28 protein-coding genes, 1 tRNA gene and 1 pseudogene are annotated in these 24,166 nt (G+C 68.8%); 14 read left to right on the top strand and 16 right to left on the bottom strand.

Features of this window, described 5'->3' with window-relative positions; all coding sequences use genetic code 11:
- Positions 1-23: 23 nt before the first annotated feature.
- From KQ297_RS03345 to prfB, 4 genes are all read right to left on the bottom strand, one after another.
- Positions 24-446, bottom strand: a complete 423-nt coding sequence (locus KQ297_RS03345; RefSeq protein WP_255441265.1) for a diacylglycerol kinase family protein — start codon at positions 444-446, stop codon at positions 24-26.
- A gap of 98 nt (positions 447-544) precedes the next feature.
- Positions 545-1,138: an rRNA maturation RNase YbeY gene (gene ybeY, locus KQ297_RS03340; protein ID WP_259738161.1), complete on the bottom strand. Its 594-nt coding sequence runs from the start codon at positions 1,136-1,138 to the stop codon at positions 545-547.
- Positions 1,135-1,368 carry a DUF3285 domain-containing protein gene (locus KQ297_RS03335; protein WP_185464229.1) on the bottom strand — a complete coding sequence of 78 codons (234 nt, stop codon included), beginning with the start codon at positions 1,366-1,368 and terminating at the stop codon, positions 1,135-1,137. Before KQ297_RS03335 ends, ybeY begins: the two co-directional genes overlap by 4 nt.
- 17 nt (positions 1,369-1,385) lie before the next feature.
- Positions 1,386-2,511, bottom strand: a protein-coding gene (gene prfB, locus KQ297_RS03330; RefSeq protein WP_259738209.1) for a peptide chain release factor 2 whose coding sequence is annotated in 2 segments (ribosomal slippage) — positions 1,386-2,435 and positions 2,437-2,511 — 1,125 coding nt in all. Because the reading frame shifts where the segments join, the coding sequence is not laid out codon by codon here.
- Positions 2,512-2,609: 98 nt separating this feature from the next.
- Here prfB and grxC point away from each other — a divergent pair.
- On the top strand, positions 2,610-2,879 hold the full coding sequence (gene grxC, locus KQ297_RS03325) for a glutaredoxin 3 (RefSeq protein WP_259738160.1): 270 nt from the start codon (positions 2,610-2,612) through the stop codon (positions 2,877-2,879).
- A gap of 2 nt (positions 2,880-2,881) precedes the next feature.
- On the top strand, positions 2,882-3,895 hold the full coding sequence (gshB, locus tag KQ297_RS03320) for a glutathione synthase (RefSeq protein WP_259738159.1): 1,014 nt from the start codon (positions 2,882-2,884) through the stop codon (positions 3,893-3,895).
- Positions 3,896-3,922: 27 nt separating this feature from the next.
- On the opposite strand, the gene KQ297_RS03315 is transcribed toward gshB, so the two are convergent.
- Both KQ297_RS03315 and KQ297_RS03310 read right to left on the bottom strand, forming a co-directional pair.
- Positions 3,923-4,792, bottom strand: coding sequence for an ion transporter (locus KQ297_RS03315; RefSeq protein WP_259738158.1), 870 nt, complete (start codon positions 4,790-4,792; stop codon positions 3,923-3,925).
- Positions 4,793-4,798: 6 nt separating this feature from the next.
- On the bottom strand, positions 4,799-6,238 hold the full coding sequence (locus KQ297_RS03310; RefSeq protein WP_259738157.1) for an isochorismate synthase MenF: 1,440 nt from the start codon (positions 6,236-6,238) through the stop codon (positions 4,799-4,801).
- A 75-nt stretch (positions 6,239-6,313) separates the two neighbouring features.
- On the opposite strand from KQ297_RS03310, the gene menA reads away from it, so the two are divergent.
- The 6 genes from menA to KQ297_RS03280 are packed head-to-tail and all read left to right on the top strand — an operon-like array spanning position 6,314 to position 10,511.
- Positions 6,314-7,294: a 2-carboxy-1,4-naphthoquinone phytyltransferase gene (gene menA, locus KQ297_RS03305; protein WP_259738156.1), complete on the top strand. Its 981-nt coding sequence runs from the start codon at positions 6,314-6,316 to the stop codon at positions 7,292-7,294.
- Positions 7,291-8,388 carry an o-succinylbenzoate synthase gene (locus KQ297_RS03300; RefSeq protein ID WP_259738155.1) on the top strand — a complete coding sequence of 366 codons (1,098 nt, stop codon included), beginning with the start codon at positions 7,291-7,293 and terminating at the stop codon, positions 8,386-8,388. Before menA ends, KQ297_RS03300 begins: the two co-directional genes overlap by 4 nt.
- The gene (locus KQ297_RS03295; RefSeq protein WP_185464223.1) at positions 8,385-8,690 is read left to right on the top strand and encodes a hypothetical protein; all 306 of its coding nucleotides are present in this window, start codon (positions 8,385-8,387) and stop codon (positions 8,688-8,690) included. The genes KQ297_RS03300 and KQ297_RS03295 overlap by 4 nt, the downstream gene beginning before the upstream one ends.
- A 17-nt stretch (positions 8,691-8,707) precedes the next feature.
- Positions 8,708-9,979 (top strand): AMP-binding protein, encoded by a 1,272-nt coding sequence (locus KQ297_RS03290; RefSeq protein WP_259738154.1) that lies wholly within the window; start codon positions 8,708-8,710, stop codon positions 9,977-9,979.
- 23 nt (positions 9,980-10,002) lie between these two features.
- Positions 10,003-10,269, top strand: coding sequence for a TM2 domain-containing protein (locus KQ297_RS03285; RefSeq protein ID WP_185464221.1), 267 nt, complete (start codon positions 10,003-10,005; stop codon positions 10,267-10,269).
- Positions 10,269-10,511 (top strand): hypothetical protein, encoded by a 243-nt coding sequence (locus KQ297_RS03280; protein ID WP_259738153.1) that lies wholly within the window; start codon positions 10,269-10,271, stop codon positions 10,509-10,511. The genes KQ297_RS03285 and KQ297_RS03280 overlap by 1 nt, the downstream gene beginning before the upstream one ends.
- A 127-nt stretch (positions 10,512-10,638) precedes the next feature.
- Here the strand turns inward: KQ297_RS03280 and KQ297_RS03275 are convergent, their stop codons facing one another.
- The 4 genes and pseudogenes from KQ297_RS03275 to KQ297_RS03265 all read right to left on the bottom strand — a co-directional run bounded on the left by KQ297_RS03275 (position 10,639) and on the right by KQ297_RS03265 (position 12,724).
- Positions 10,639-11,118, bottom strand: a complete 480-nt coding sequence (locus KQ297_RS03275) for a thioesterase family protein (protein WP_259738152.1) — start codon at positions 11,116-11,118, stop codon at positions 10,639-10,641.
- A gap of 23 nt (positions 11,119-11,141) precedes the next feature.
- A complete protein-coding gene (locus tag KQ297_RS12740; RefSeq protein WP_311133976.1) occupies positions 11,142-11,300 on the bottom strand; it encodes a hypothetical protein in 159 nt (52 codons plus the stop codon).
- Positions 11,301-11,303: 3 nt separating this feature from the next.
- Positions 11,304-11,429, bottom strand: a pseudogene (locus tag KQ297_RS12735) (DUF2752 domain-containing protein); the annotation flags it as partial.
- Positions 11,430-11,539: 110 nt separating this feature from the next.
- The gene (locus tag KQ297_RS03265) at positions 11,540-12,724 is read right to left on the bottom strand and encodes an NAD(P)H-quinone oxidoreductase subunit H (protein ID WP_259738151.1); all 1,185 of its coding nucleotides are present in this window, start codon (positions 12,722-12,724) and stop codon (positions 11,540-11,542) included.
- A gap of 47 nt (positions 12,725-12,771) precedes the next feature.
- On the opposite strand from KQ297_RS03265, the gene rsmH reads away from it, so the two are divergent.
- Together rsmH and KQ297_RS03255 are read left to right on the top strand one after the other, a co-directional pair.
- Complete coding sequence (gene rsmH / locus KQ297_RS03260) at positions 12,772-13,671, top strand: 16S rRNA (cytosine(1402)-N(4))-methyltransferase RsmH (protein ID WP_259738150.1); 900 nt, start codon at positions 12,772-12,774, stop codon at positions 13,669-13,671.
- Positions 13,671-14,219, top strand: a complete 549-nt coding sequence (locus KQ297_RS03255; RefSeq protein ID WP_259738149.1) for a DUF456 family protein — start codon at positions 13,671-13,673, stop codon at positions 14,217-14,219. Before rsmH ends, KQ297_RS03255 begins: the two co-directional genes overlap by 1 nt.
- Here the strand turns inward: KQ297_RS03255 and KQ297_RS03250 are convergent.
- Both KQ297_RS03250 and KQ297_RS03245 read right to left on the bottom strand, forming a co-directional pair.
- Positions 14,194-15,210 carry a hypothetical protein gene (locus KQ297_RS03250; RefSeq protein ID WP_259738148.1) on the bottom strand — a complete coding sequence of 339 codons (1,017 nt, stop codon included), beginning with the start codon at positions 15,208-15,210 and terminating at the stop codon, positions 14,194-14,196. The two genes, KQ297_RS03255 and KQ297_RS03250, sit on opposite strands and share 26 nt — an antisense overlap.
- A gap of 104 nt (positions 15,211-15,314) precedes the next feature.
- Entirely contained in the window at positions 15,315-16,448 is a 1,134-nt protein-coding gene (locus tag KQ297_RS03245) for a cysteine desulfurase family protein (protein ID WP_259738147.1), read from the bottom strand.
- Between the two features lie 63 nt (positions 16,449-16,511).
- On the opposite strand from KQ297_RS03245, the gene KQ297_RS03240 reads away from it, so the two are divergent.
- From KQ297_RS03240 to KQ297_RS03230, 3 genes are all read left to right on the top strand, one after another.
- Positions 16,512-17,036 (top strand): hypothetical protein, encoded by a 525-nt coding sequence (locus KQ297_RS03240; RefSeq protein ID WP_259738146.1) that lies wholly within the window; start codon positions 16,512-16,514, stop codon positions 17,034-17,036.
- An 82-nt stretch (positions 17,037-17,118) separates the two neighbouring features.
- Positions 17,119-17,877 carry a response regulator transcription factor gene (locus KQ297_RS03235; protein WP_259738145.1) on the top strand — a complete coding sequence of 253 codons (759 nt, stop codon included), beginning with the start codon at positions 17,119-17,121 and terminating at the stop codon, positions 17,875-17,877.
- Entirely contained in the window at positions 17,870-18,958 is a 1,089-nt protein-coding gene (locus KQ297_RS03230; protein WP_259738144.1) for an RluA family pseudouridine synthase, read from the top strand. Before KQ297_RS03235 ends, KQ297_RS03230 begins: the two co-directional genes overlap by 8 nt.
- Before the next feature lie 23 nt (positions 18,959-18,981).
- Here KQ297_RS03230 and KQ297_RS03225 read toward each other — a convergent pair whose 3' ends face one another.
- Positions 18,982-19,611: a hypothetical protein gene (locus tag KQ297_RS03225; RefSeq protein ID WP_259738143.1), complete on the bottom strand. Its 630-nt coding sequence runs from the start codon at positions 19,609-19,611 to the stop codon at positions 18,982-18,984.
- 149 nt (positions 19,612-19,760) lie between these two features.
- Positions 19,761-20,630 (bottom strand): lipoyl synthase, encoded by an 870-nt coding sequence (gene lipA, locus KQ297_RS03220; RefSeq protein WP_259738142.1) that lies wholly within the window; start codon positions 20,628-20,630, stop codon positions 19,761-19,763.
- A gap of 98 nt (positions 20,631-20,728) precedes the next feature.
- Between lipA and KQ297_RS03215 the strand changes: the two genes are divergently transcribed.
- Positions 20,729-20,802 (top strand) — tRNA-Pro (locus tag KQ297_RS03215).
- Between the two features lie 37 nt (positions 20,803-20,839).
- Here the strand turns inward: KQ297_RS03215 and cobJ are convergent.
- Positions 20,840-22,627 (bottom strand): precorrin-3B C(17)-methyltransferase, encoded by a 1,788-nt coding sequence (cobJ, locus tag KQ297_RS03210; RefSeq protein ID WP_259738141.1) that lies wholly within the window; start codon positions 22,625-22,627, stop codon positions 20,840-20,842.
- A complete protein-coding gene (locus KQ297_RS03205; RefSeq protein ID WP_259738140.1) occupies positions 22,624-23,973 on the bottom strand; it encodes a hypothetical protein in 1,350 nt (449 codons plus the stop codon). The genes cobJ and KQ297_RS03205 overlap by 4 nt, the downstream gene beginning before the upstream one ends.
- Positions 23,974-24,166 lie beyond the last annotated feature (193 nt).

Genomic DNA, 24,166 nt, shown 5'->3' with positions numbered 1-24,166 from the left:
CAGGCCAGCCGCCAGGCCTCCATTCAAACGCCCAGGCGCAGCAGCAGGGGGGGCAGCAACAGCAGCAGGGCGATCAGCAGCGAGGCCAGGGCGGCCACCAGCACGGCCGCTGCCGCGCAGTCCTTGGCGATGCGCGCCAGCGGGTGGAAACGGCGGCCGATCGCCAGGTCCACCACCGACTCGATCGCCGTGTTGATCAGTTCCAGCACCAGCACGGCGGCCACGGTGAGCACCAGCAGGGCCAGCTGCTCTGTGCTCAGCTGCAGCCACACCCCCAGGGCAAAGACGCAGGCTCCGGTGATCGCATGGATGCGGAAGTTCCGCTGGCTGGCGAAGCCGTAGGCCAGCCCCTGGGCCGCATAGCGAAAGCTCAGGGGCAGGTCACTGGCCACTCGCCATGCCCCGGTCCGTTGGGTCCGCCCCCTGCGGGGAGAGTCGCTGCTCATGGGATCCGCCAGCACAAGGGGAACCGGCTCGAGGGGGACCGGATTGGCCATGCTGCCGCCTCCTTGGGTTCCGCTGCTGCGTGCTTCTCGGCTGAACGTTACCGCTGTCGTCCAGGGGGGTCGCCGCCGTCGCGACCGGAGCTGTGGCCCAGCAGCTGGTCCTGACGGCGCAGCATGGTCTCCAGGCTTGGGTCGTCGGGGTGATCCCAGCCCAGCAGGTGGAGCAGGCCGTGGCACGCCAGCCAGCAGAGCTCCCGGGTCAGGCCCTGGCTCGCCGCCTCGGCCTGCCGGGCGGCCGTTTCCAGAGAAATCACGATGTCGCCCAGCTCCAGGGGCTGCGGCTGTCCGGTCTCCGGGACCGTGGGCATCGGCATCGCCGCTGCCCCCTCCAGGGCTTCATCCTGGGCGGCGAAGGCCAGCACATCGGTGGGGCCTGGCTGGCCCCGCCAGCCAGCGTTGAGTTCGGCCATCTCCCCGTCACCCACCAGGCTCAGCCCCAGGCTGTAGCTGGGCGCCTGCAGGGCCGCCGGCAACTCGGCCTGCATCTGCTCCAGCCAGGCGCCGAGCTGATCGTGCCAATGCTGCTCCGCCGCGACGGGGTCGGCCAGGGGGCCTGCCGCCTGCAGCAGCCGGGCGCTCAGCCCAGGGTCGCAGCTGAAAGCCAGGTCGAGGCCAGGGCGGACCTCCGTCACTGGGGCAGGCTGGGACGGCCGAACCAGGCCAGCAGCAGCAGAACGGCGCTGAAACCCACCGCGGTCAGGCCGAAGTGGAGCAGGCTCTGGCGGCCCTTGCGCACCATGTTGCGCATGGCCAGCTTCACGAAGCTGGGCGGTGGGCTGGTCGCCGGCGCTGGCTCCATGTCGGCGGCTTCCGGCAGGACCGCCTCGGGTTGGTTGCTTTCAGGGAGGCTGCTGTCAGTCATCAGGGGATCGGCAGGGCTCAGGCGGCCACATCGGCGGCGATCTCCACACCCTGGCGCAGCAGGGCCTGAATGAAGGGATCGAGGTCGCCGTCCATCACCCCCTGCACATCGGTGGTCTCCTCCGCTGTGCGCAGGTCTTTCACCATCTGATAGGGGTGGAACACGTAGTTGCGGATCTGGTTCCCCCAGGCCGCCTCCACGATGTCGCCGCGGATGTCCGCGACTTCCGCGGCCCGCTGCTGCTGGGCGATCACCAGCAGCTTGGCCATCAGCAGAGCCATCGCCTTCTCCTTGTTCTGGAGCTGGGACCGCTCCTGGGTGCAACGCACGGCCAGGCCGGTGGGCACGTGCAGGATGCGCACCGCCGTTTCCACCTTGTTCACGTTCTGCCCCCCCGCGCCGCCCGAGCGGGAGGTGGTGATCTCCAGGTCCTTGTCGGGGATGTCGAGCTTCACCTCCTCCTCCAGCTTGGGCATCACCTCCACCCCAGCGAAGCTGGTCTGGCGCTTGTCGTTGGCATTGAACGGCGAGATCCGCACCAGCCGGTGGGTGCCTTTCTCGTTACGCAGATAGCCGTAGGCGTAGCGGCCGTCGATCTCGATCGTGCAGCTCTTGATGCCTGCTTCCTCCCCTTCCGAGAGTTCGTCCACGGTCACCGCCATGCCGTGGTCCTCGGCCCAGCGGGTGTACATGCGCATCAGCATCAGGGCCCAGTCCTGGGCGTCGGTGCCCCCGGCGCCGGCGTTGATGGAGATCACCGCACCCTCCTTGTCGTAGGGGCCGCTCAGCAGCCGCTCCAGCTCCCAGCGGTCGAGATCCCCCTTCAGGGTCTGTAGGCCGCCATTGGCTTCGCCCAGCAGCTCCTCGTCAGGCTCCAGGTCGTAGAGCTCCAGGGTGGCGCGGGCATCGTCGACGGCTGTTTGCCACCGCTGCAGCTGCTCCAGCTGTGCCTTCACCTCATCGAGCTGGCGCATCAGTTTCTGGGCCTGCTGCTGGTCGTCCCAGAAGCCGGGCTGGGAGGCCAGCTGCTCGAGGTCCTGCTGGCGGGCGTTCAGGGCCGGTACGTCAAAGACAGTCCTGGGCATGGCCCAGGCGGTCGGTGAGCTCGGAGAGGTCGCGTTTGAAATCGGTGAGATCGAGCACCGGCTGCAGCTCAACGGTTTTCACGACCGTATCAGCGGGGCTGGGCCCCCGCAGAGGCTTCTAGGATCCGGCCATTGCCATGCACCTGGGCGATTTTGGTGAACACTGCGGCGAAGGTCGAGATCTACACGTGGCGGTTCTGCCCCTTCTGCATTAGGGCCAAGGCTCTGCTGGATCGCAAGGGCGTGGCCTACGAGGAATATGTGATCGATGGCGATCAGGCGGCACGCGCTGCCATGGCCCAGCGGGCCGAAGGCCGCTCCAGCCTGCCCCAGATCTTCATCGACGATCTGGGGATCGGCGGCTGCGATGAGCTCCATGCGCTCGAGCGGTCCGGTCGGCTCGATCCGCTGCTGCAAGGGGCCTGAGGGTGCCGACCAGCGCGGACGCCACCAGCCGCTCCCACCTCTTCATTCTTGACCCGATCCAGCGTCTGCGCCCCGGGAAGGATTCGAGCGTGGCTCTGATGCAGGCGGCCCAGCGGGCCGGCCATCAGGTCTGGATCTGTTCCCTGGCCGACCTGGCGGTGGAAGGCGAGAGAGCCGACGCCACCGAACCGGGCCAGCGCCCCACGGTTCTGACCCAGCCCGCCCGTCTGGCGGAGATCCGCCCCACCGCGGCAGGTTGGGAGATCCCCGAGCCCTGGGTGGAACTGGGCGAACCCCAGCGGGTGCCCCTCGAGGTTTTCCCCTGGGTGTGGATGCGCAAGGATCCGCCCGTGGATGAGGCCTACCTCTATGCCACCCATCTGCTGGAGCTGGCGGAGCCCCGGGGGGTGCGTGTGCTCAACCGGCCGGCCTCCCTGCGGGCCTGGAACGAGAAGCTGGGGGCCTTGCGCTTCAGCCATCTGATGGCGCCCACCCTCGTGAGCGGCAACATCGAGCAGCTCTCGGCCTTCACCGCCGAGTACGGCGAGGTGGTGCTCAAGCCTCTGGGTGGGCGAGCGGGGCAGGGGGTGGTGCGCACCGAAGCGCGAGCGCCGGGATTGCGGGCCCTGCTGGAGCTGGTCACGAACCAGGGACAGTTGCCGGTGATGGCCCAGGCCTTTCTGCCCCAGGTGGTGGCGGGCGACAAGCGCATCCTGCTGGTGAACGGCGAACCGCTCGGCGCCGTGAACCGCCGCCCCTCGCCCGGAGAGTTCCGCAGCAATCTGGCGGTGGGGGGGGAGCCGGAGGCCACCGCCCTCACCGATCCCGAGCGCCGCATCTGCGCCGAGCTTGCCCCGGCCCTGCGGGCCGCCGGGCTGTTCTTCGTGGGCATCGACGTGATCGGCGATCGCCTCAGCGAGATCAATGTCACCAGCCCCACGGGCGTGCGCGAGATCGAGCGGCTGGGCGGCGTCCCCCTGGCGGATCTGACCATCGAGGCACTGCTGGCCAGCTGAGGCTGCAAGGGTCGGCGTCGAGCAGGATCAGAGTCCCGCCCCGCAGGCTTTGCAGAAGCGCGCATCGCTGTCGTGGTCCGTGCAACCGCAGCGACGGCAGACACGGCCCGACTGACGCCGCTGACGATGGGCGTCCCGTAGGCCGACACTGAGGATGCCGGTGGGCACAGCGATGATGCTGTAGCCCAGCAGCATCACGGCGGAGGCCACGAACCGTCCCAGAGGAGTCACTGGTGCCACATCCCCATAGCCCACCGTGGTGATCGTGACCACGGCCCAGTAGATCCCCACGGGAATGCTCACGAAGCCACCCGCTTCACCCTCGATCAGAAACATCAGGGCCCCGATCACAATCACCAGGGTGATGATCGTTAGCAGGAATACCAGGATCTTTCGCCGGCTGGCCACCAGAGCCTGCCAGAGCAGTTCCGATTCCTTGAGGTATTCCCCCAGCTTGAGAATCCTGAAGACCCGCAGCAGCCGCAGGATCCGCACCACCAGAAACGATTGGGAGCCCGGCAGGATCAGTCCCAGGAAGGTGGGAAGGATCGCCACCAGATCCACCACGCCATAGAAACTGGTGGCATAGCGAAGCGGCTGCCCCACGCAGAGCAGCCGCAACACGTATTCCAGGCCGAACAACAGGGTGAAGCCCCATTCCAGGATCCCGAAGGGGACCATGTAGCGCACCCTCAGCCGCGGATCGCTCTCCAGCACCACGGATAGAACACTGGCGACGATCGCCAGCAGCAGCACCACGTCGAACCCTTTGCCGGCGGGAGTGTCGGCCTCGAAAATGATGCGATAGAGCCGTCCGCGCCCCAGCCAGCGGCGCAGCAACACGGCCAGGGCCACCAGGCTGCCCAGGATCAGCGCCATGGCGACGGGGGGCGCCATCGCCGATCAGTGCAGGGTGGGTTCGATCGCCGCTGGTTGGCCGGCGGCCTGGCTGTTGCGGGATGACCGGAAGGTGCTGAGGTTGAGCTGCTGCTGCAGCACCCCCAGTTTCAGGGCCACTTCCTGGAGCTCCCGCTCCGGCTCGGAACCCCGCACCAGTCCGGCCCCGGCGGTGAGCTCCAGCTGATGGCCGTGCAGGCGGCCGCTGCGAATCGCCACCCGCAACTCGGCGTCGCCAGCGCTGTCGATCCAGCCGATCGGGGCGGCGTAGTGACCCCGCTCGAAGGGTTCGAGGCTGCGCAACCAGGCCATCGCCTCCCGCCGTGGCAGCCCGGCCACGGCCGGGGTGGGGTGCAGGGCCTCCGCCAGGGCCAGGGGCTGATGCTCTGCCAGGGCGGCGGTGATCGGAGTGTGCAGATGCACCAGCCTCCCGTGGCGGGCCAGACGGGGATGGCGGGGGCGCCGGGGACTCAGCCCCGCTTCCGCCAGCACCTGGGTGATCGCCTCCACCACCAGTTCGTGCTCATGGCGATCCTTGGTCGACTGGGTGAGGCGCTCGGCCGGTTGCCCGAGGGGGGCCGTGCCGGCCAGGGCATCGCAGCGCAGCTGTCCCTGGCGCACCGCCAGCAGACGCTCGGGGGAGGCACCGATCAGGGCGTCGTCGGGGCGCTGTTGCCAGAGGAAGCGACAGCTGCCCGGCTGGTGCCGTCGCAGGCGGGCCAGCAGCTCCAGGGGGTCGAGCGGCTGATCCAGCCCCACCTGCTGGCGCACGGCCACCACCAGTTTGCGCAGGGCTCCGGCTTCCACCAGGCCAAGGGCCTGGCGCACCGCTTCGCGGTAATCGGCTTCCCAGCAGGAGCGGTTGGTGATGCCCACCCCACTGGCTCCGCTGGGTGCTTCCTGCCTGCAGGCCGGCAGACGGCTGAGGATCTGGGCGCGTTCCCAGAGCTCCTCGGCCACCCCCCGGGGGGTGACGTCTCCTCCCAGGCAGCGCTGCAGCCGCAGCCAGCAGTGGCGCCCCTGGCGACTCAGCTGCCAGCGGGGAAGCACAGCCTGCACTCCCGGGACAGCGCCGCTGGCTTCCTGAAGGGGGCTGTCGAAAAAGGAGAAGGCCAACAGCACCCGTGGCCTGGCCAGGGCCGGGACAGCCTGGGGCTGTTGCCCCAGTCGGCTGAGGCTCATGGCGCTGAAGCGCCGGGCCAGCTCGAAGCGCCTCGGCCCACTCAGGTCCAGGCGGTGGGTGGTGCCGCTGGCCGCCAGGCAGAGTCCGGGTGCCCCATCCCAGAGAAAGCGGAAGCGTTCCCCGTCGTCGAGGTGGGGGAGCAGCGCCAGGGGATCGCGGCAGGGCAGCGGCAGGGCCAGGCTGAGCACACCCTCCTCCTCCAGCTGCCGCGCCCCCTGGGCAGCGGCGGCGAGCAGATCGGTGAAGGAGGGAACGACCTGCACCAGGACGACAGCGGCAGGGGCCAGGGAAGCTGCTCAAATGTATGGGTGCTTCCAGGTCCGCCGTCCCCGCAGCCCATGTCCGACCCCCAGGTCGTCGCAAGCCGTTACGCCGGCGGGGACTCCGCCGGCGACCCAGCCCGCCGCCGCCTCTGGAAGGCGGCGATCAAATGGCCGATGTATTCGGTGGCGGTGATGCCGGTGCTGCTGGCCGCCGGCTGGTGGGCGGGCCAGGGGGAGCCTCCGCGCCTGGATCAGCTGCTGGCCTTCCTGCTGGCGGCCGTGCTGCTGCTGGGCTGGGAGAACCTGTCCAACGACGTCTTCGATGCCGACACAGGGGTGGATCGGCTCGGAAAACCCCATTCGCTGGTGAACCTCACGGGCCGCCGCGACCGGGTGGCCCAGCTCGCCAATGGCTGCCTGGTGCTGGGGCTGGGGTTGTTCGCCCTGGTGGCGGCAAGGAGCACCCCTCTGGTGCTGGGGCTGGTGGTGGGGTGCTGCGGCCTGGGCTACGCCTACCAGGGTCCCCCCCTGCGCTTGGGTTACCGCGGCCTCGGTGAACCGCTCTGCTGGCTGGCCTTCGGGCCTCTGGCCACCGCCGCCGCTCTGCTGGCGCTGGCGCCCAGCGCAGCCAGCGCCCTGGCCGGCCCCATTCCCTGGAAGACGGCCCTGCTGCTCGGCAGTGGACCGGCGGTGGCCACCACCCTGGTCCTGTTCTGCTCCCACTTCCATCAGGTGGAGCAGGATGCCAGCCACGGCAAGCGATCCCCGGTGGTGAAGCTGGGCACCGCCTCCGCGGCGGCCCTGGTGCCCTGGTTCATCGCCATGGCCCTGGCTCTGCAGTGGGCTCCGGTGCTGCTGGGACGCTGGCCCCTCACCGCCCTGCTGGGGTTGGTGGGCCTGCCGCCGGCCCGGGCCCTGATCCAGCTGCTGCGGGAACACCACGACACACCCGAGCGGATTGTCGGCAGCAAGTTCCTGGCCCTGCGCTTCCAGGCTCTCAACGGCCTGGGGCTGGCCCTGGGGCTGGCGATTGCCCCCTGGGTGCCTTTTCGGTGAGGTTCGGCCTGCACTGGCAGCCCTTCGATCTGGCACTCGCCGCTCCTCTGGTCACCGCCCGGGGCAGGCTGCGCCGCAAGCGGGGCTGGCTGCTGCGGCTCGTGCTGCAGAGCCGCCGAGATGGAGCCTCCGGGGCATGGGCCGATCAGGGCTGGGGGGAGGCGTCCCCGCTCCCTTTCGGGGCTGAACCCGAGGCTTCCGGGCGTGAGCTGACTCGGCTGGCCGAGGCCATCAGCGCTTTGGGGCCCGCGATCGAGCACAGCGAGCTGGAGGCTTGCCTGCCATCCCAGCCGGCGACCCTGGCCTTCGCGCTCGGAGCCGCCCTCGGCGAGATTCAGGGGCTGGTGGGGGGCGCCGTCGGGGGGTGGTTGCCGCCGCCGGTCTCTGCGCAGTTGCTGCCGGCAGGGCCTGCGGCGCTGATGGCCCTGGAGCGGACCCTGGGCGATCACCCCCTCAGCCGGCAAGGCCAGGACGGCGGTGGTCCCCTCACGCTGAAATGGAAGGTGGCGGCCAGCGACGACCTCCAGGAGCGCCAGTTGCTGGAGCAGCTGCTGGAGCGCTTGCCGCCAGGAGCTCGGCTTCGGCTCGATGCCAATGGGGGCTGGGATCGAGACACAGCCGCAGCCTGGGCGGTACGGCTGGCCGGGGATCCCCGGCTGGAATGGCTGGAGCAACCGCTGGATCCCGCCGATCACGCCGGTCTCCTCGCTCTGGCTGCTGGTCCGCCGGCCGTGCCTGTGGCCCTTGACGAGTCGCTGGTGCTGGATCCGGTTCGGGGACGGAGCTGGCGCGGCTGGCAGGTGCGACGGCCGTCCCAGGAGGGCGACCCCCGACCCCTGCTGGCCCAACTCCGGGGAGGGGTGCCCCGGCTGATGCTCAGCACCGGCTTCGAGACTGGCATCGGCAGCCGCTGGCTGCATCACCTGGCGGCCCTGCAGATTCTGGGAACTACTCCCGCGGCGCCGGGCCTGGCCCCGGGCTGGGGCCCCAGCGGTGATCTGGCCAGTCACGACCCTGAGCGGGTCTGGGCCGCGGCCGCAGAGAGCTGGGCAGAGCCGCCAGAGTCGGTATCAACCGCTCCGCCCCCACGATGAGTCTCAGCAAGCAGGACACCCTGGCGGCCTCGGCCCCCTGGGTGGCCGTGGTCCTCAACCTCGTCCCCGGCCTCGGCACCGGCTACATCTACCAACGGCGCTGGCGGGCCTACTGGATCACCTCAGCCCTGAGCACCGGCTGGTTCGGTCTCGGGCTGGTGCTGGGCCAAACGGATGGGGCCGATCTCGGCGCCCAGCCGGACCCCCGGCAGCAGTTGGTCGGTCTGCTCGGACTGCTGCTGCTGGCCGGCGTCACGGCCGCGGAGGCGGGGATCACCGCTCGCCGCAGCCGGCAGGGATAGGCCAGGGAGCGTCGCCGATGCCCTCTCCGTTGCTCCTCACCAGTGCCGTCCCGGCTGATCGGCTGGTGGCTCAGCTCGAGCAGGCCTGGCGTGAGGGTCGCCTCGTGGGCCTCTGCTCGGCTCAGGAGCAGGGGCTGCTCAGCGCGGCTGTGGCTGGATCAGGCACGGGGGTGCCCTCTGTGGTGGTGGGCAGCGGCGGCAGTGCCGGAGGCCGCCGCTGGTGCCTGCAGCCCCTAGCCCATCTGGAGGCCTCGGCTGCTGCCACCGGTCTCTGGCTGCAATCGATCGGGCTTGATCCGTCAGCCACCCTGCAGCTCGATCCCCTCCCTCTGCATCACGTCAGTGGCCTGTTGCCCCTGGTGAGAAGCCGGCTCTGGGGGACACCCTGGCGCTGGTTGCCTCCGGAGCTGATGCGTAAGCCCACTGAACTGGCGGCGGCGATTCCCCTCCCCGCCGCCAGTCGGGCCCTGCTCTCCCTGGTGCCGACCCAGCTGGAGCGGCTGCTGGCTGTGCCGGAAGGCTGCGCCTGGCTGCGGCGCTGCGCACTGGTGTGGATCGGTGGCGGTGCCCTCTCCGCGAGGCTGTCCGAGCGGGCCCGGGCCGCTGAGATCCCATTGGCGCCCTGTTACGGCGCCACGGAAACCGCCGCGATGGTGACGGCCTTGTCTCCCGATCGCTTCCTTGAGGGGGCGTCAGGCTCCGGTCAGGCCCTTGCCGATGTGGAGCTGCGGATCGATCCAGGCGGGGCGTTGATGGTGCGGACACCGCGTCTGAGCCCGGGAAGCTTTCAGGCCGGCCGGCTCCAGCCCCTGGAGCGGCGAGGCAGCTGGTGGCGCAGTGGCGATGGGGCCCGCCTCGGTCCCGCTGGCCTGGAGATCCTCGGGCGGCTGGATGGGGCGATCAGCAGCGGCGGCGAAACGGTGTTCCCCGAGCAGGTGGAGGCCCGCCTGCTGGGCTGGGCCAGGGCGGAGGACCTGCCCCTGGCGCATCTGCTCCTGCTGGCCAGCCCTGATCCCCTCTGGGGCCAGCGCCTGCTGGCGCTGGTGCGCCATGCCGAGGCCGATGGGGCCGATGGGCCTGCGATCGGATCTGTCGACGGGCTGATCGCCCGTTGCCGCAGCCTGGCTCAGCGGCTTCCTCCCGCCCAGCGGCCTCAGCACTGGCTGGCCTGCCCTGATCTGGCCCCCAACGCCCTGGGCAAGTGGGAGCGGAGGCGCTGGCGCCAGTGGCTGCATCAGTCCTGTGACGGAGGCCCCCGAGCCGATGACGCTGCCGCAGAAGTCGGCTAAAGCTGGTCAGTCGCGCCCACTGGATGACCTCGTCTGCTGACCCGGAACTTTCCAACAAGAAACTGGCCGCGGGGCTGTTGGCGATCTTCCTGGGTGCGTTCGGGATCCACAAGTTCGTGCTCGGCTACACCACCCCGGGCGTGATCATGCTGGTGATCACCCTGGTCACCTGTGGCCTGGGAGGATTCGTGATGGGGGTGATCGGCCTGGTGGAGGGAATCATCTACCTCACCAAGACCCCCGAGGAGTTCAAGGCCACGTATATCGACGCCAAGAAGGAGTGGTTCTGATGACTGGCCGCGGCCTCACCCCACCCCGGGCTGGAGTTGGAGCCCTGAACCTGCGCGCTCCCGGACTCTCCGGTCGCCTCGGCCTGACCCTGCTGATCGGCCTGGCGGCCATGGTGAGCTTCTCCCTGGCTGGGCTGGCCGTGGAAGATGGCTTTCACCCCCTCACCCTTCTGGCCAGCCTTCTTCCCCTGCAGCTGGCTGCCTTGCTCTGGGCCGTCTCCCGTCGGGCACCGACCCACTGATTGGATCCCCTCGGAGGATCGTTCCGCTCCCACACGCCTGCCCCATTCCGGGCGAGCGATCAGCCACTTTCAACCTTTCGAGTACACCTCGCCTCGGAAGCCAAGCCCGCCTGTTTGATTGCTGCCGTCAGGGCATCACTTCAGCCGATGCCTCCAACCAGCTGCCGATCGCCTTGGGCAGATCGCAGCGGCAGCGGCTGACGGGGTCGATGGCCACATGGCGTGTCAGGGCGAGGCCCGCAGGGCCGCTGGCCACCTCCCGACGCCTGAAGCTGTAGCCCACTTCGAAACATCCGGCATCGAGCCGCTGGGGGCTGAGGGTGATCGTCAGTTGGTCGCCACACACCAGAGGGGCCTTGAAATCGGCCTGGCAGTGCACGATCGGCAGGGCTGTCCGCACCGGGCTGGAGACGATGCTGTCACGGGTGGGGGCTGTGCGGAGGGGTGTGGGAAAGATTGCCGCGGCTGGAATTCCGAACGTTTCAAGGCTCTCTTCATAAGCCTCATGGCACCAGCGCAGAAGCTGGTGAAAATGCATCACACCAGCGGCGTCGGTATCGCCGAAACGCACGGTCCGGTGCAGCTGCAGCCAGCTGGAGGAGGGCATGCCGCCATGCTGGCACCGTTGGGTCATCCAGAGGGGAAGGCGGTGATGCCGAGTCCGTAGTGGAGGAGCAGACGCAGGCCCCAGTACGTCAGCAAGGCCGCCGTGGTCGTGGCGACCTGCCAGCCCTTCAGGCCGCGGGGAACCAGCCGGTGCTGGCGGATGGCCTCGACTGACCACAGCACCAGGGCGGCCGCTGCCAGGGGGCCGAACGCATGCAGGGCGATGGCTTCTGACCAGTGACCACGCAGGCTGGCGCAGGTGGCACGGGTGAGGAAGCAGCTGGGGCAGGGTATGCCTGTGAGAGCCCGCAGGGGACAGCTGAATCCCGGCAGGCCTGAATTGCCCGCTTTCAGCCACAGGTATCCCGTCAGGCTCGCCGGCAGCAGAACACCGGCGTGGCGAAGCCGGGCGAGGAAGGAGCTCAGCGGTCGACCGAGCCCATGATCACATCGATCGAACCGAGAATCGCCATGATGTCGGCCACCTTGGCTCCGGTGAGGATGTGGGGGAGGATCTGAAGGTTGTTGAAATCAGCTGCGCGGATCTTCCAGCGCCACGGGGTGACATCATCATTGCCCATGATGAACACACCGAGTTCACCCTTGCCTGATTCCACCCGGGCGTAGAGCTCACCGCCGGGAATCTTGAAGGTGGGGGCCACCTTCTTGGCGACGTACTGATAGTCAAAGCCATACCAGTCACTCTTCTTGCCTTCGTTCAGGCGGTGGGCCTCGAGGTTCTCGGTGGGGCCGCCGGGGATGGCCTTGCAGGCCTGTCGCAGGATCTTGAGCGACTGGCGCATTTCTTCGATGCGCACCCGGTAGCGGGCATAGCAGTCGCCCTCCTTCTCGCTGGCCACGTCCCACTCGAAGTCGTCGTAGCACTCATATTTGTCCACTTTGCGGAGATCCCAGGGGACGCCGGAAGCGCGCAACATCGGGCCGGACAGACTCCAGTTGATCGCCATCTCACGACTGATCACCCCAAGGCCCTCGATGCGGCGCTTGAAAATCGGGTTGTTGGTGATCAGCTTCTCGTATTCATCAATCTTCGGGCCGAACCAGTCGCAGAAGTCGAGGCATTTCTCCAGCCAGCCATAGGGCAGATCTGCAGCAACGCCACCGATGCGGAAATAGTTGTTGTTGATCAGCCGCTGGCCGGTGGCGGCTTCCCAGAGGTCGTAGATCATCTCCCGCTCCCGGAAGATGTAGAAGAACGGCGTCTGGGCGCCCACGTCGGCCAGAAAGGGGCCAAGCCAGAGCAGGTGGTTGGCGATGCGGTTGAGCTCCAGCATCAGCACCCGGATGTAGCTGGCGCGCTTCGGCACCTGGATGCTGGCGAGCTTCTCGGGGGCGTTCACCGTGATCGCCTCGTTGAACATCCCCGCCGCATAGTCCCAGCGGCTCACATAAGGCACGAACATCACGTTCGTGCGGTTCTCGGCGATCTTCTCCATGCCGCGGTGCAGGTAGCCGATCACCGGCTCGCAATCCACCACGTCTTCACCATCGAGGGTCACCACCAGGCGCAACACCCCATGCATGGAAGGGTGGTGCGGCCCGAAGTTGACCACCATCGGCTCCGTGCGCGTTTCCAGTTGCGTCATGGGCCCGTGGACTCGAAGGCGAACGTGCGGATCTTAGGAAGGAAGCCATGCAGCAGACGTTCGACCACCAGCCGGTTCTCGCCGCCGCCGTGGTGGCTGCCTTTGCCGCCCTGCCGAGCGAGGGGACCCTGCTCGATGCCACCGTGGGAGGCGGTGGGCACAGTGCCCTGTTGCTGGCCGCCCATCCCGGCCTGCGCCTGATCGGTCTCGACCAGGATCCTGCGGCCCTCGCCGCTGCGGCCCGGCGCCTGGAGCCCTTTGCCGAGCGGGTCAGCCTGGTGCCCGGCAACTTCGCCGGTTACACCCCCAGTGGGCCTCTGGTGGGGGTGCTGGCCGATCTGGGAGTGAGCAGCCCCCAGCTGGACCGGCCTGAGCGTGGTTTCAGTTTTCGCTCGGATGGCCCCCTCGACATGCGCATGGACACCACCTGCGGTGAGACGGCCGCCGAGCTGATCGACCGGCTGGAGGAGAAGGAGCTGGCCGATCTGATCTACGCCTATGGGGAGGAAAGACTCTCGCGCCGGATTGCGCGCCGTATCGTCGAAGCCCGTCCGTGGCATGGCTCGAGCCGTGGCACCGCTGAACTGGCGTACCTGGTGGCGGGCTGCTACCCACCCAAGGCCCGCCATGGCCGCATCCATGCCGCCACCCGCACGTTCCAGGCTCTGCGCATCGCCGTGAATGATGAACTGGTGGCGCTCGAGCGCCTGCTGCACGACGCCCCCGCCTGGCTCGTGCCAGGCGGATTGTTCGGCGTGATCAGCTTCCATTCCCTCGAGGACAGGAGGGTCAAGGCGGCGTTTCTGAGCGATGACCGTCTCGAGCGTCTGACCCGCAAGCCCGTTGTGGCCGATGAGCAGGAGTCGGAGCGGAATCCCCGCAGCCGTTCCGCGAAGTTCAGGCTGGCCCGGCGTCGTTCGGCGGACCCATCCCCCGGGGACCGCTGATGGATCGCGCTGACCTGCTCTGGTGGCTTGCCTTGATCATCCAGTTGATGGCGATCCCAGGCACGCTCCTGCCTGTGCTGCCTGGGCTCGCATTTCTGCCTCTGGGGGCTGCGCTCTGGGTCTGGGCCGAGGGCTGGGCCGCCGCCTGGCCGGAGTTCCTGCTGGCCGCCCTGATCCTGCTGCTGGGCTGGGGAGCGGATGTGCTTGGCATGACCCTCGGGGCGGCCAGGCTGCAGGCCACACGATGGGCCTATGTGGGGGCGGGGCTTGGCTTGCTGTTCGGCCTGCTGGGGCTGTTGCCGGCGCTGCCGGTCGGTGGACCGCTGCTCGGAGCTCTGGTCGGACCGTTGCTGGGGGCCTCCCTGGGGGAGCTGCTCACGGCCCCCAGTTCGCTTGGGCCCCTTGGCCTGCTTCGGCTGCGCCGGTCCCTGCTGGTGGGACTGGCCGTGGTGACTGGAATGCTCGTGAGCCGGCTGGCGCAGTTTCTGCTGGCGCTTGGCGGGGTGGCGGGGTTCGTGCTGCTCAGCCGGGTGCTGCTGCCGGGTTGAGGGGGCTTGGATCGGGGTTGGCCCAGTGGAGGTAACAGCGCCCGACGTGCAGCAGCACACCCAGAGAGAAGAGGCATTCGGCAACCTCCTGGTCGCGGGTCACCAGCACCGGTATGAACACACCGTGCTTCAGCAGCACCACCGGAACGTAGAGAACGGCTGCAAACAGGAAGTAGCCCAGCAGCGTGACGTGCGGCAGCACCGCATCAGCCAGGGAGCGGCGAATCAGGCGCCCCTTGGACTCCAGGGCCCAGCGGACTCCCACCAGCAGGGTCATCCCCACACAAACCGCCGCAGTGATGGTCCAGATCCGGTTGTGAATCAGCACCAGGTTGTGCAGGTTCGTTTCCTTCTGGGCATTGGTGGTGACGAACAGCTCAGGGGTCTCCCAGTTGAAGATGATCTGCCCCCAGCTCATCTCCTCGAAGCCGATCAGCAGGCTGACCACGCCCAGGGCGAGGAAGAGGCCACCGATGCCCCGGCGCCCCATGCCCCTGGAGGGCCCCCATTCCACCCGCCCGGTGAGCAGGAAGAGCGCCCCGGCGGCGAGAAAGAACAGGAAGGTGAGCCACTCCACCACGCTCCCTTCCGAGACCAGCACCTTGTAGCCATCCACGTCGGTCACCCCCAGCCGGTAAATGGCGAACAGGGCCATGGCTCCGAAGGGGAACCAGCCCAGCAGGCGTCCGAGGCGCCGTTGCCCCCCGGGGGAGGCCGTCCATCCCACCAGCAGGCGGCCGCATCGGCGCCAGCCGGCCGTGAGCAGCAGCAGTCCCAGCCCTGCCACCACGGCTTGCACCACCGTGGGTCGACTGCCTCCGATACCGGCGATCCGGCCGGCCGCCGAGAGCATCAGGGCCACGCCCAGGGCTCCCAGCAGTCGATCGATCGTGAGGGCAAGGAAGCGCTCCCGCCGCTGCCGCAGGGATTCTGTTCCCGGTGGCTGGGGGATCTGGGCCCCCTCGGCAAGAGCAGACGCACGGTTCGTCATGGCATTGGGCGTGACTGGTTGTCTGTCGGAGGTGTCATCGCTCAAGGATTGACCAACACCTGGTGAAGACCGAGCAAACATGGCACGCGCGGCCATGACTTTGGTCAGCCCCGAAGTTCTTGAAGTACCGCCGCCACCACCTCCACGGCCTGGTTGATCTCCTCGACCGTGGTGGAGCGTCCGAGCCCGAATCGGATCGAGGCTGCCGCTTCCCCTGGGCTCAGCCCCAGGGCCGCCAGCACGTGGGAGGGGCTGCCGCTGCTGCAGGCCGAGCCTCCGCTCACCGCCAGATGCCTCCTCAGCGACCTGTGCAGCTGGTTGCCATCCACCCCCTCCAGCGCCACGTTGAGGTTGTGGGCCAGGCGATGCTCCAGGCTGCCGTTCACCGTCACCCCCCCCAGGCTCACCAGACCAGCCAGCAACCGATCCCGCAGCCTGCTCAGGCGCTGCTGCCGCTCCTGCCGGTCGTGGCCGGCGAGCTCCGCCGCCCGCGCCAGCCCTGCAATCAGCGGGACTGCGAGGGTGCCGCCCCGCAGTCCCCCCTCCTGGCCACCGCCATGCTGCTGAGGTGCCGGGATGGTCCCCGGGGCCACCACCAGGGCCCCGATGCCCTTGGGGCCATAGATCTTGTGCCCGCTGAGGCTGAACAGGTCGATGCCCAGCTCGCCGGGGCGGAGCAGGCGGTTTCCGAAAATCTGGGCGCCATCGCAGTGGAAGGCGATCCCACGGTCCCGGCAGAGGGCCCCGATCCCGGCAAGGGGCTGAAGCACGCCGATCTCATTGTTGGCCGCCATCACGCTCACCAGCACGGTGTCATCGCGGAGGGCCTCGCTGAATCGATTCAGGTCGACCAGGCCATCGGGTTGCACCGGCAGAACGGTGAGTTCGAAGCCATGACCAGCGAGATAGCGCAGGGGTTCGAGCACCGCCCGGTGCTCCGTGGCCAGGGTGAGCAGATGCCGGCCCCGGCTCTGGCGGGATTCAGCCACCCCCTTGATGGCCAGGTTGTTGGCCTCCGTGGCCCCGCTGGTGAAGACCACCTGCTCTGGGGCCACAGCCAGTTCGGCGGCCAGGCGGGAGCGGGACAGTTCCACCGCAGCGGCTGCTTCCAGGCCCGGGCGGTGCAGGCGGCTGGAGGGGTTGGCGAACAGCTCGCTCCAGAAGGGCGCCATGGCAGCCACCACGGAGGGATCACAGGGCGTGGTGGCCTGGTGATCCAGGTAGGGGATGGTGGTCATCCCGGCTTCCCATCCCCACGAAACCGTTCCATGCTGGCAAGTCCCGGCCCGTCGATCCTGCCCATGGCTTCCCCCCCACGATGTCGGCGCTGGTCCCCGCTGGCCCTGGCGGGAGCCCTGATCTCCCTCGCCTGGAGGCCCGCAGCCCTTGCCCAGAGCGTTTTCGTGCGCCCCGATCAGAATCGCCCGGCAGGGCTGGCCCTCCTCCTGGAGCGGGACATCGCCGACGGCAAGCAGGCCCTCGGAGTCTTCGGCATCACCGCCGATCCCGTCCAGCCGCAGGTCTGGCGGATCAAGGTCTGGGAGGAGCTGCCCAACGACGTCAAGGTGCGCTCCGAGACGGTCCAGTGCTCTCCCACGGCTCCGCTGAGGGTCACCAACGACGGCCGCAGCCTGATCCTGCGGGAACTCAATCCCGGTGGAGTGGTCACGACCGCCAACCGCATCGACCATCTGGTCTGGTGGGCCACCTGCTTCCCCGAGCAGGCCGGCAAGGACCCCAACAGCCTGCGCAGCCTGGCCCGTGAGTTGGGCTACAGCGGCACCCGAATGGAGCGGGAGCAGGTGGTGCCGGCAAGCAACCTCTGACGATCTCTTCCTCACGGGAGGTGTCCCCCGTCAGGGCCGCCAGACCGGCCTGGATAGATTCCCTCCTGTTGCCAGCCGGGTCATGAGCCAGAACGAGTCCCTCCCCAGGCCGGACGGGGAGAGCCCCGGCGAAGAGGCGGTGGCCCCGCCCGCACCGGCCCGGTTGCTGCTGGTCGACGATGAACCGGGGTTGCGCACCGCCGTGCAGGCTTACCTCGAGGACGAGGGCTTTGACGTCAGCACCGCCAACGACGGGGAAGAGGGCTGGACCGCCGCCCAGGAGCTGATCCCCGACCTGGTGATCAGCGATGTGATGATGCCGCGCCTGGATGGCTACGGTCTGCTCAAGCGCCTGAGGGCCGACGAGCGACTGGGGGGCACCCCGGTGATCTTCCTCACCGCCAAGGGGATGACGGCCGATCGGATCGAGGGCTTCCAGGCCGGAGTCGACGACTACATCCCCAAGCCCTTCGACCCCGATGAGCTGGTGGCGCGGGTTCGCAACGTCGTGCGGCGCCAGGAGCGGCTGCTGGCTGAGGCGGCCCGCTACGCCGATGCCGACATCGGCCAGATGGCGCTGCAGATCACCGAGATCCGCTCCCTTCTTCAGCAGACGGGTGCCCGCAAGAGTGTCACTCCGGCCAGCCATTCCTTCACCCCCCGCGAAGCGAGCGTGCTCCAGCTGGTGGCTGAGGGTCTGATGAACAAGGAAATCGCCCGCCGCCTCGAAACCTCCATCCGCAATGTCGAGAAGTACGTGAGCCGCCTGTTCACCAAGACCGGCACCACCAGCCGCACTGAACTGGTGCGCTACGCCCTCGAGAACGGCCTGGTTGACTAACCGGCCACCTGGAGCCCCCGGCCCGACGGGTTGGTTGCCGGCCCAGCTCAACCAGGGCTGGACCTACCGCGACCGGGTCGGCCCCTCCGAGCGCGGGCACTGGCTGAGTGCGTTCTACGCGGCCCGCTACCGGCATTCCGATCGGGAGGCGTGGATGCGGCGGCTGGAGGCCGGCGAGATCAGGTGCAACGGCGAAGCGCTGCGGGCTGATCGACCACTGGTCGTGGGTGATCGCCTGGCCTGGCATCGGCCCCCCTGGCTGGAGGAGGCTGTACCGGCAAGCTGGCCGGTTGTGTTCGACGATGGCGATCTGTACGTGATCGACAAGCCCAGCGGCCTGCCGGTCCTGCCGGGCGGCGGCTGGCTGGAGCACACCGTGCTTCACCTCCTGGAGCGCCGCTTCGCTCAGGCCGGCAGCGGGGGCCTGGCCCATGGCGGTGTGCCGCGGCCGGTTCACCGGCTCGGCCGGCACACCTCCGGCCTGCTGGTCTGTGCCCGTTCTCCCCGGCTGCGTTCCTGGCTGAGCGCCCTGCTGCGCGAGAGCACGGCAGACACCCTGAGCGCGGTTGGGGGCGAGATCCGCAGTGATCAGGACCAGAGTCGACCGCACGACTGGCCTCGCCGGAGCTGCCTCAAGACCTACAGGGCCCTGACGGCTCCTGTTCCCCTAGCCCTGGCCCCAGGAGAGTGCCTGGAGATCACCACGCCGATCGGCCGTCGGCCCCATCCGCTCCTGGGCCAGATCTGGGCGGCGCAGGAGTCAGCGGGCGGGGGTCGGTCGCTGCCGGCGATCAGTCGCCTCACCCTGCTGGAGCGGCGTGGTGATGCCAACCTGGTGGCCGTGACGATCGGGACGGGCCGTCCTCATCAGATCAGGATCCATCTGGCGAGTGTGGGTGCCCCGTTGCTGGGGGATCCCCTCTTCCTTCCTGGTGGCGACGCCCATCCAGGCAGCCGCCCTGGCGACGGGGGATATTGCCTCCATGCCCATCAGCTCAGGCTGCCACTGCCAGATGGTGGGGAACTGGAGCTCGAGACCCCGTGCCCTGCCCGGTTGCGCCGCGAAGCGTTCAACCCCTGACGGGACAGGGACCCCGGCTCACCTCAGAAGCCTCCCCAGGTGGAGTTCCGGCTGTGGGTGCGTCCCCCCTGGCCGGTCCATTCGATCTGGGTGGATCCGGGCTGGCGCTCGACGACACGCATGGTGGAACGTCCGCCCGGACCCGTGACGACCGTGGAACGATTGCCCTCGCCGTAGGTGGTTTCCCGGGTGGTGGTGCGACCCTGCCGGTCGGTCCACTCGACCTCAGTGGAGCCTGGATTGCGCTCGGCGGAGCGGGTGACGGTGCGACCGCCAGGACCTGTGATGGTGGTGTTGCCTTCACCATCCCCGTAGGTGGAGGTCTGGGTGTAGGTGCGGCCCTGCCTGTCAGTCCACGTGGCTTCTGTGGAACCCGGGGTGCGCACGGCGGAGCGGGTGACGGTGCGACCGCCGGGGCCGGTGATGGTGGTGTTGCCTTTGCCGCCCCCGTAGGTGGAGGTCTGGGTGTAGGTGCGGCCCTGACGATCGGTCCAGCGGGCGTTGGTGGAGCCTGGCTGGCGCACGGCAGAGCGGGTGAGGGTGCGACCGCCGCGCCCGGTGATCGTGGTGTCGGCCCTGGCGGCGGTGGAGTCGAGCGGAACCAGGAGGGCTGTCGCTCCGAGGGCGGCCAGGGTGAGAAGGAGGCGTTTCATTGGAAGAGTTCCAATACGGGGTGAGTGAGCCTCAAGTATCCCGCTGGTGGATGAATGAGCCATGTCCGGTGAGGGGGGAACTGTGACTGGATGCACCTTCGGGATCGGAAGGGCCCTGGCCGGAGCGGACGCCTGAGTCCTGGCTGTGCTCAGCGCGGATGGGTGCGCATCAGCCGCTGCACTTCTCCGGCGTGATAGCTGCTGCGGGTGAGTGGTGAGCTGACGACCTGCAGGAACCCCAGCCGCCTTTCCCCTTCGTGGCGGAAGTGATCGAACCGATAGGGCGTCACGAACCGCTGAACGGCCAGATGCTTCGCTCCGGGGGAGAGGTACTGACCGATCGTCACGATGTCGACGGCCTGGGCTCGCAGATCCGCCATCACTTCCAGCACCTCGCTGTCGGTTTCGCCCAGGCCCACCATGAGCCCCGATTTGGTGTAGGTCCTTGGCCAGTCCTGGTGGACCCGACGCAGAAGCTCCAGGGAGCGCGGGTAGAGGCCCTGAGGCCGAACATGCCGGTACAGCCTCGGCACCGTTTCGATGTTGTGGTTGAGCACGTCCGGAGCCCCCGCCATGACAGCGGCCAGGGCGTCCCAGTTCCCGCAGAGGTCCGGGATCAGCAGCTCGATCGTTGTGCCGGCGGAGCGACGACGCACCTCCTCCATGCAGGCCACGAACTGGCTGGCGCCCCCGTCCTTGAGGTCATCGCGGTTCACCGAGGTGATGACCACGTGGGAGAGGCCCATGCGGGCCACCGCCTCCCCCAGCCGCTCCGGCTCGCTGGGGTCGAGGGCCCTCACGCTCCTGTCGAAGTCGATGTCGCAGTAGGGACAGGCCCGGGTGCAGCCCGGACCCATGATCAGAAAGGTGGCGGTGCCGCCGGCGAAGCATTCGCCGATGTTCGGACAGCTGGCCTCCTGGCAGACGGTGTTGAGCTTCAGGTCCACCAGCAGGTCGGCCACGGCACCGATCCGCTCCCGCTGCGGCGCCTTGACCCGTAACCAGTCGGGTTTGAGCATGGCGTCTGGAGCCATCGCGGCAGGGCTGCTGGATCCAGACTTTAGAAACCCTATGCCGCCCGGAGCAGGCGACGGTCATCCCCTAAAGTCCCTCATGGCGGGATGTGGCGCAGCTTGGTAGCGCACTTCGTTCGGGACGAAGGGGCCGCAGGTTCGAATCCTGTCATCCCGATCGCTGAGCTCCGGGAGCGATGGCGTCCCGGAGCCCTTCAGCACAGTTCGGCGCCCGGGTAGCCCCGTGGCGTCACCATCATCCCGTCCTGACGGCGGGAGGTGCTGTTGCCCACCAGCACCAGGCTGAGCATGTCCACCTGATCCAGGGGCAGGTCCCCGAGGCTGTGCAGCTGCACGCTTTCCTCCGCCCGGCCCAGCTGCCGTGCCAGCACCACAGGGGTTTCGGCGCTGCGCCCCTCCAGCAGCAGCTCCCTGGCCCGGCCCAGCTGCCAGTCGCGGCCCAGCGAGCGGGGGTTGTAGAGCGCCACCACGAAATCACCGCTGGCGGCGGCCTTCAACCGTTTCTCAATCGTCGGCCAGGGGGTGAGGCGGTCGCTCAGGCTGATCGTGCAGAAATCGTGCATCAGCGGCGCTCCGGCCCTGGCAGCGGCCACCTGCAGGGCGGAGAGGCCGGCATGCACCGCGAAGGCCGGCCTGTCCTCCGGCGCCCGCTCCAGCCAGAGCTCCAGGGCCAGCCCCGCCATGCCGTAGATGCCGCTGTCGCCCGACGACACCAGGGCCACGTTCAGTCCGGCATCCGCCAGCTCCAGGGCCAGCCGGCAGCGGTCCCGCTCCTGGGTGAGCTGGCCGTCACGGCGCAGTTGGTCGGGCCGCCTAAGGGGCTCCAGCAGATCGAGGTAGAGGGTGTAACCCACCCAGACCGTGCTCTCTGCCAGGGCGAGGCGAGCCTCGGGGGTGAGCAGATCGAGCTGGCCGGGGCCGCTGCCCACCAGATGGATTTTTCCCCGCTGCGGGGCCCATTGCCTTTGAGCCTGTGCCACCGCCAGGGTGGCGGCCCCCCGCTCCCCCTGGCGGGCCCGTTCGATGCGCTTCGGCAGCAACAGGGCCGACTGGGGGGCTGCCGCCAGCAGGGCGGCCGCTTCGGCCACGCTGGCGGTTCCCATTTCCCTGAGCACCGCCTCCGACGGGGTGGGCACGGCCACCGGCGCCAGGGCCTCGGAGCTGAACAGCCGCAGCGGCCACCGATGGCGCCCGGCCAGCTCCAGCAGCGCCGGTTCATCGCCCTTGCGGTCGATGCTCGCCAGCCCGGCCACGGCTTGCGGGGCCAGTTGCGCCTCATCCAGGGCCCTCTCCACCAACCGCTCCAGCAGGCTGAGGCTGGTGTGGCGCTCACAGCCCAGGCCCAGCCAGAGGCTGGGAGGATGCCAGCGGCAGCCGGGCCCCTGGCGTGGGCTGATCACCAGCGACAGCGGTGCACCCCCCTCGGGCAGCCGTTCCGCCGCCGGCCGCAGCAGCGCTGAGGCGGCCTCAAGTTCCTGCCAGTCAGGGCAGCCGCTCTCCTGGTTCACGGCGATCGGCGCGCCCCTGGCCGCGGCTTTCATCAGGGTGTCCCAGTCACCCAGACCCTTCCGCCAGCCCCAGGCCACCCCGAAGCAGTCGAGGGCCAGGCTGCCGCTGCCACTGCTGGCGCCCGTGAGTACCGCTTCCCCCCCGAGCAGGGCGGCCACCCGCTGGCTGAGCTGCTCGGCTCCCGCCCCATGCCCTCCCAGCAGCGGGACGGCGAAGCGTCCCTGGGGATCCACCACCACCACTGCAGGGTCCTGGTGCTTGCCCACCAGCAGAGGCGCCACCAGCCGGGTCACGGCGCCGCAGGCCCCCACCACCACGAAGGCAGACGCCTGGGCCCAGTGGCGGCTGAGCTGCTCGGATGGCGCGCCGCCAGGTTCGAGCCGCCCCCCCAGCAGGCCGGCCTGATCGAGCCGCTCGAGCACGGGGGCACCGGCCCTGCTCAGGGCCAGTCCCCAACAGAGGGAATCACTCATCCCCCGAACCTGGCACGCAGCCGTCCAAGACCCTGGGCGGCGGAGGTCCCATCCCCTTCATCCCCAGGACTGCTGGGCTGCAGGGAAGATGCCGCTGGAGGCTCTGTCATCGGTTGCTCTGAAGCCTCCTCAGGCTCCCCGCCTTCCGGCGCTTCCACGGAGGAAGCCTGAGGTGCGCTCACTGGCCCAGGTGCCACGGCCTCCTCTGGCTCTGGCGCGTCCGCTGCATCAGCCTCCGGCTCAGGCTGAGGCGAAGTCTCGAGAGCCTCGGATTCAGGCGATGCCTGGGCTGGCGCCTCGGGCTCTGGATTCAGCCTCGGCTCCGGCTCCGGCTCCGGCTCCGGCTCTGGTTCCTGTTCCTGTTCTGGTTCCGGTTCCGGTTCCGGCTCAACCTCGCTCTCAGCCTCAATCGGTCGCTCACCGAGCAGACGCTCCAGATCCTCAGCGGCGAGTGCGGCCGTCTGCCAGGGGCGTGGGGCACCGGGGAGCATCACCAGGTCCTGCACCCGGCTGTTGAAGGGCGGGTTGAGGGGCTCGCCCAGCCCGTCGAGCAGCTCCAGCTGCAGGGGGTTGCTGCCCGGGTGCAGGCCGGAAAGCCAGAGCGGCGACTGCCGATCGACCAGGAAGCTGTCGCCATTGAGGGTCACCCGCAGCCGCCAACGGGGCCCCGCCCCATCGAAGCTCTGCAGGGGCGCGTCGATCAGCAGCCAGTCGATCAGCACCGGTTCGCGGTGGATCAGATCGGTGGGCGTGCTGTTCACCAGCTGGGGCGTCCCTCTGCGAGGTTGGCTGAGAGGGTTGGCGGCCAGGCCATGCAGGCGGATCTGGCTCGACGCCCCGGGATCCTTCACGGCCTCTCCCCAGGGTTGGGCGGCGTACACCGTGAGGCGATGGCTGCCTGGAGCGAGCGGGGGCATCACCGTGCTGAGCGTTGCTGCCCCCGCTCGCTCGATGGGGGCTGTTCCCTCGGCTCCTTGGGCGGGGTCGGTCCCCAGGCGGATCGGTTCCTGGTCATCCAGCTGCACCACCAGGTGAGCGCCAAGCCCCAGTGAGCCTGCATCGGTCAGTGGCCAGTCCTCCAGCTCGAGCTGCAGTGACCAGGGGCCTGCAGGAAGCACGGCGTCGTCGGCCGGAGCCAGAACCCTCAGCCGGGGCTGATGCTCCGCCAGCCGAAGGCGCAAGGCCTGGCTGGCCTTGGGAGGGGGGACCTCCCGCAGCCTGCCGGAGGGACTGCTGCCGGCGGATGGTGGCGACTCTGGCCTGGGCCGGAGGCTCCAGCCCCCGCTCAGCAGCACCACCAGGCAGAGCAACACCGCTCCCAGGCTTCGAAGCCCCGCCGCCAGCATCCGCATTGCTCCTGATGGACGTCAGGCCACGGCCTTGGTGCCGGGGCCATGGAGTCAGTTTGCCCAGCGGGCCACGGATCCGTAAAAAATGATGCTGAATTTATCCCCAGATCTTCTGGGAATTAGATAAAGAAAGCGCGTCATCACGCTGCCATTGAGTGATAGGGAGCCCAGGTCAGAGCCCTGTCCCTGA

It is taken from the genome of Synechococcus sp. CS-205 (genome assembly GCF_025128255.1).
Lineage (GTDB): Bacteria > Cyanobacteriota > Cyanobacteriia > PCC-6307 > Cyanobiaceae > Regnicoccus_A.
This window is presented reverse-complemented; position numbering and strand designations above follow the sequence as displayed.

Bases quoted from the DNA above. Each gene is read 5' to 3' on its own strand.
- KQ297_RS03345 (WP_255441265.1), bottom strand. From the start codon at position 446: ATGAGCAGCGACTCTCCCCGCAGGGGGCGGACCCAACGGACCGGGGCA.
- KQ297_RS03335 (WP_185464229.1), bottom strand. From the start codon at position 1,368: ATGACTGACAGCAGCCTCCCTGAAAGCAACCAACCCGAGGCGGTCCTG.
- KQ297_RS03315 (WP_259738158.1), bottom strand. From the start codon at position 4,792: ATGGCGCCCCCCGTCGCCATGGCGCTGATCCTGGGCAGCCTGGTGGCC.
- menA (WP_259738156.1), top strand. From the start codon at position 6,314: ATGTCCGACCCCCAGGTCGTCGCAAGCCGTTACGCCGGCGGGGACTCC.
- KQ297_RS03295 (WP_185464223.1), top strand. From the start codon at position 8,385: ATGAGTCTCAGCAAGCAGGACACCCTGGCGGCCTCGGCCCCCTGGGTG.
- KQ297_RS03290 (WP_259738154.1), top strand. From the start codon at position 8,708: ATGCCCTCTCCGTTGCTCCTCACCAGTGCCGTCCCGGCTGATCGGCTG.
- KQ297_RS03285 (WP_185464221.1), top strand. From the start codon at position 10,003: ATGACCTCGTCTGCTGACCCGGAACTTTCCAACAAGAAACTGGCCGCG.
- KQ297_RS03280 (WP_259738153.1), top strand. From the start codon at position 10,269: ATGACTGGCCGCGGCCTCACCCCACCCCGGGCTGGAGTTGGAGCCCTG.
- KQ297_RS03275 (WP_259738152.1), bottom strand. From the start codon at position 11,118: ATGCCCTCCTCCAGCTGGCTGCAGCTGCACCGGACCGTGCGTTTCGGC.
- KQ297_RS03265 (WP_259738151.1), bottom strand. From the start codon at position 12,724: ATGACGCAACTGGAAACGCGCACGGAGCCGATGGTGGTCAACTTCGGG.
- rsmH (WP_259738150.1), top strand. From the start codon at position 12,772: ATGCAGCAGACGTTCGACCACCAGCCGGTTCTCGCCGCCGCCGTGGTG.
- KQ297_RS03255 (WP_259738149.1), top strand. From the start codon at position 13,671: ATGGATCGCGCTGACCTGCTCTGGTGGCTTGCCTTGATCATCCAGTTG.
- KQ297_RS03250 (WP_259738148.1), bottom strand. From the start codon at position 15,210: ATGACGAACCGTGCGTCTGCTCTTGCCGAGGGGGCCCAGATCCCCCAG.
- KQ297_RS03245 (WP_259738147.1), bottom strand. From the start codon at position 16,448: ATGACCACCATCCCCTACCTGGATCACCAGGCCACCACGCCCTGTGAT.
- KQ297_RS03240 (WP_259738146.1), top strand. From the start codon at position 16,512: ATGGCTTCCCCCCCACGATGTCGGCGCTGGTCCCCGCTGGCCCTGGCG.
- KQ297_RS03235 (WP_259738145.1), top strand. From the start codon at position 17,119: ATGAGCCAGAACGAGTCCCTCCCCAGGCCGGACGGGGAGAGCCCCGGC.
- KQ297_RS03225 (WP_259738143.1), bottom strand. From the start codon at position 19,611: ATGAAACGCCTCCTTCTCACCCTGGCCGCCCTCGGAGCGACAGCCCTC.
- lipA (WP_259738142.1), bottom strand. From the start codon at position 20,630: ATGCTCAAACCCGACTGGTTACGGGTCAAGGCGCCGCAGCGGGAGCGG.
- cobJ (WP_259738141.1), bottom strand. From the start codon at position 22,627: ATGAGTGATTCCCTCTGTTGGGGACTGGCCCTGAGCAGGGCCGGTGCC.
- KQ297_RS03205 (WP_259738140.1), bottom strand. From the start codon at position 23,973: ATGCTGGCGGCGGGGCTTCGAAGCCTGGGAGCGGTGTTGCTCTGCCTG.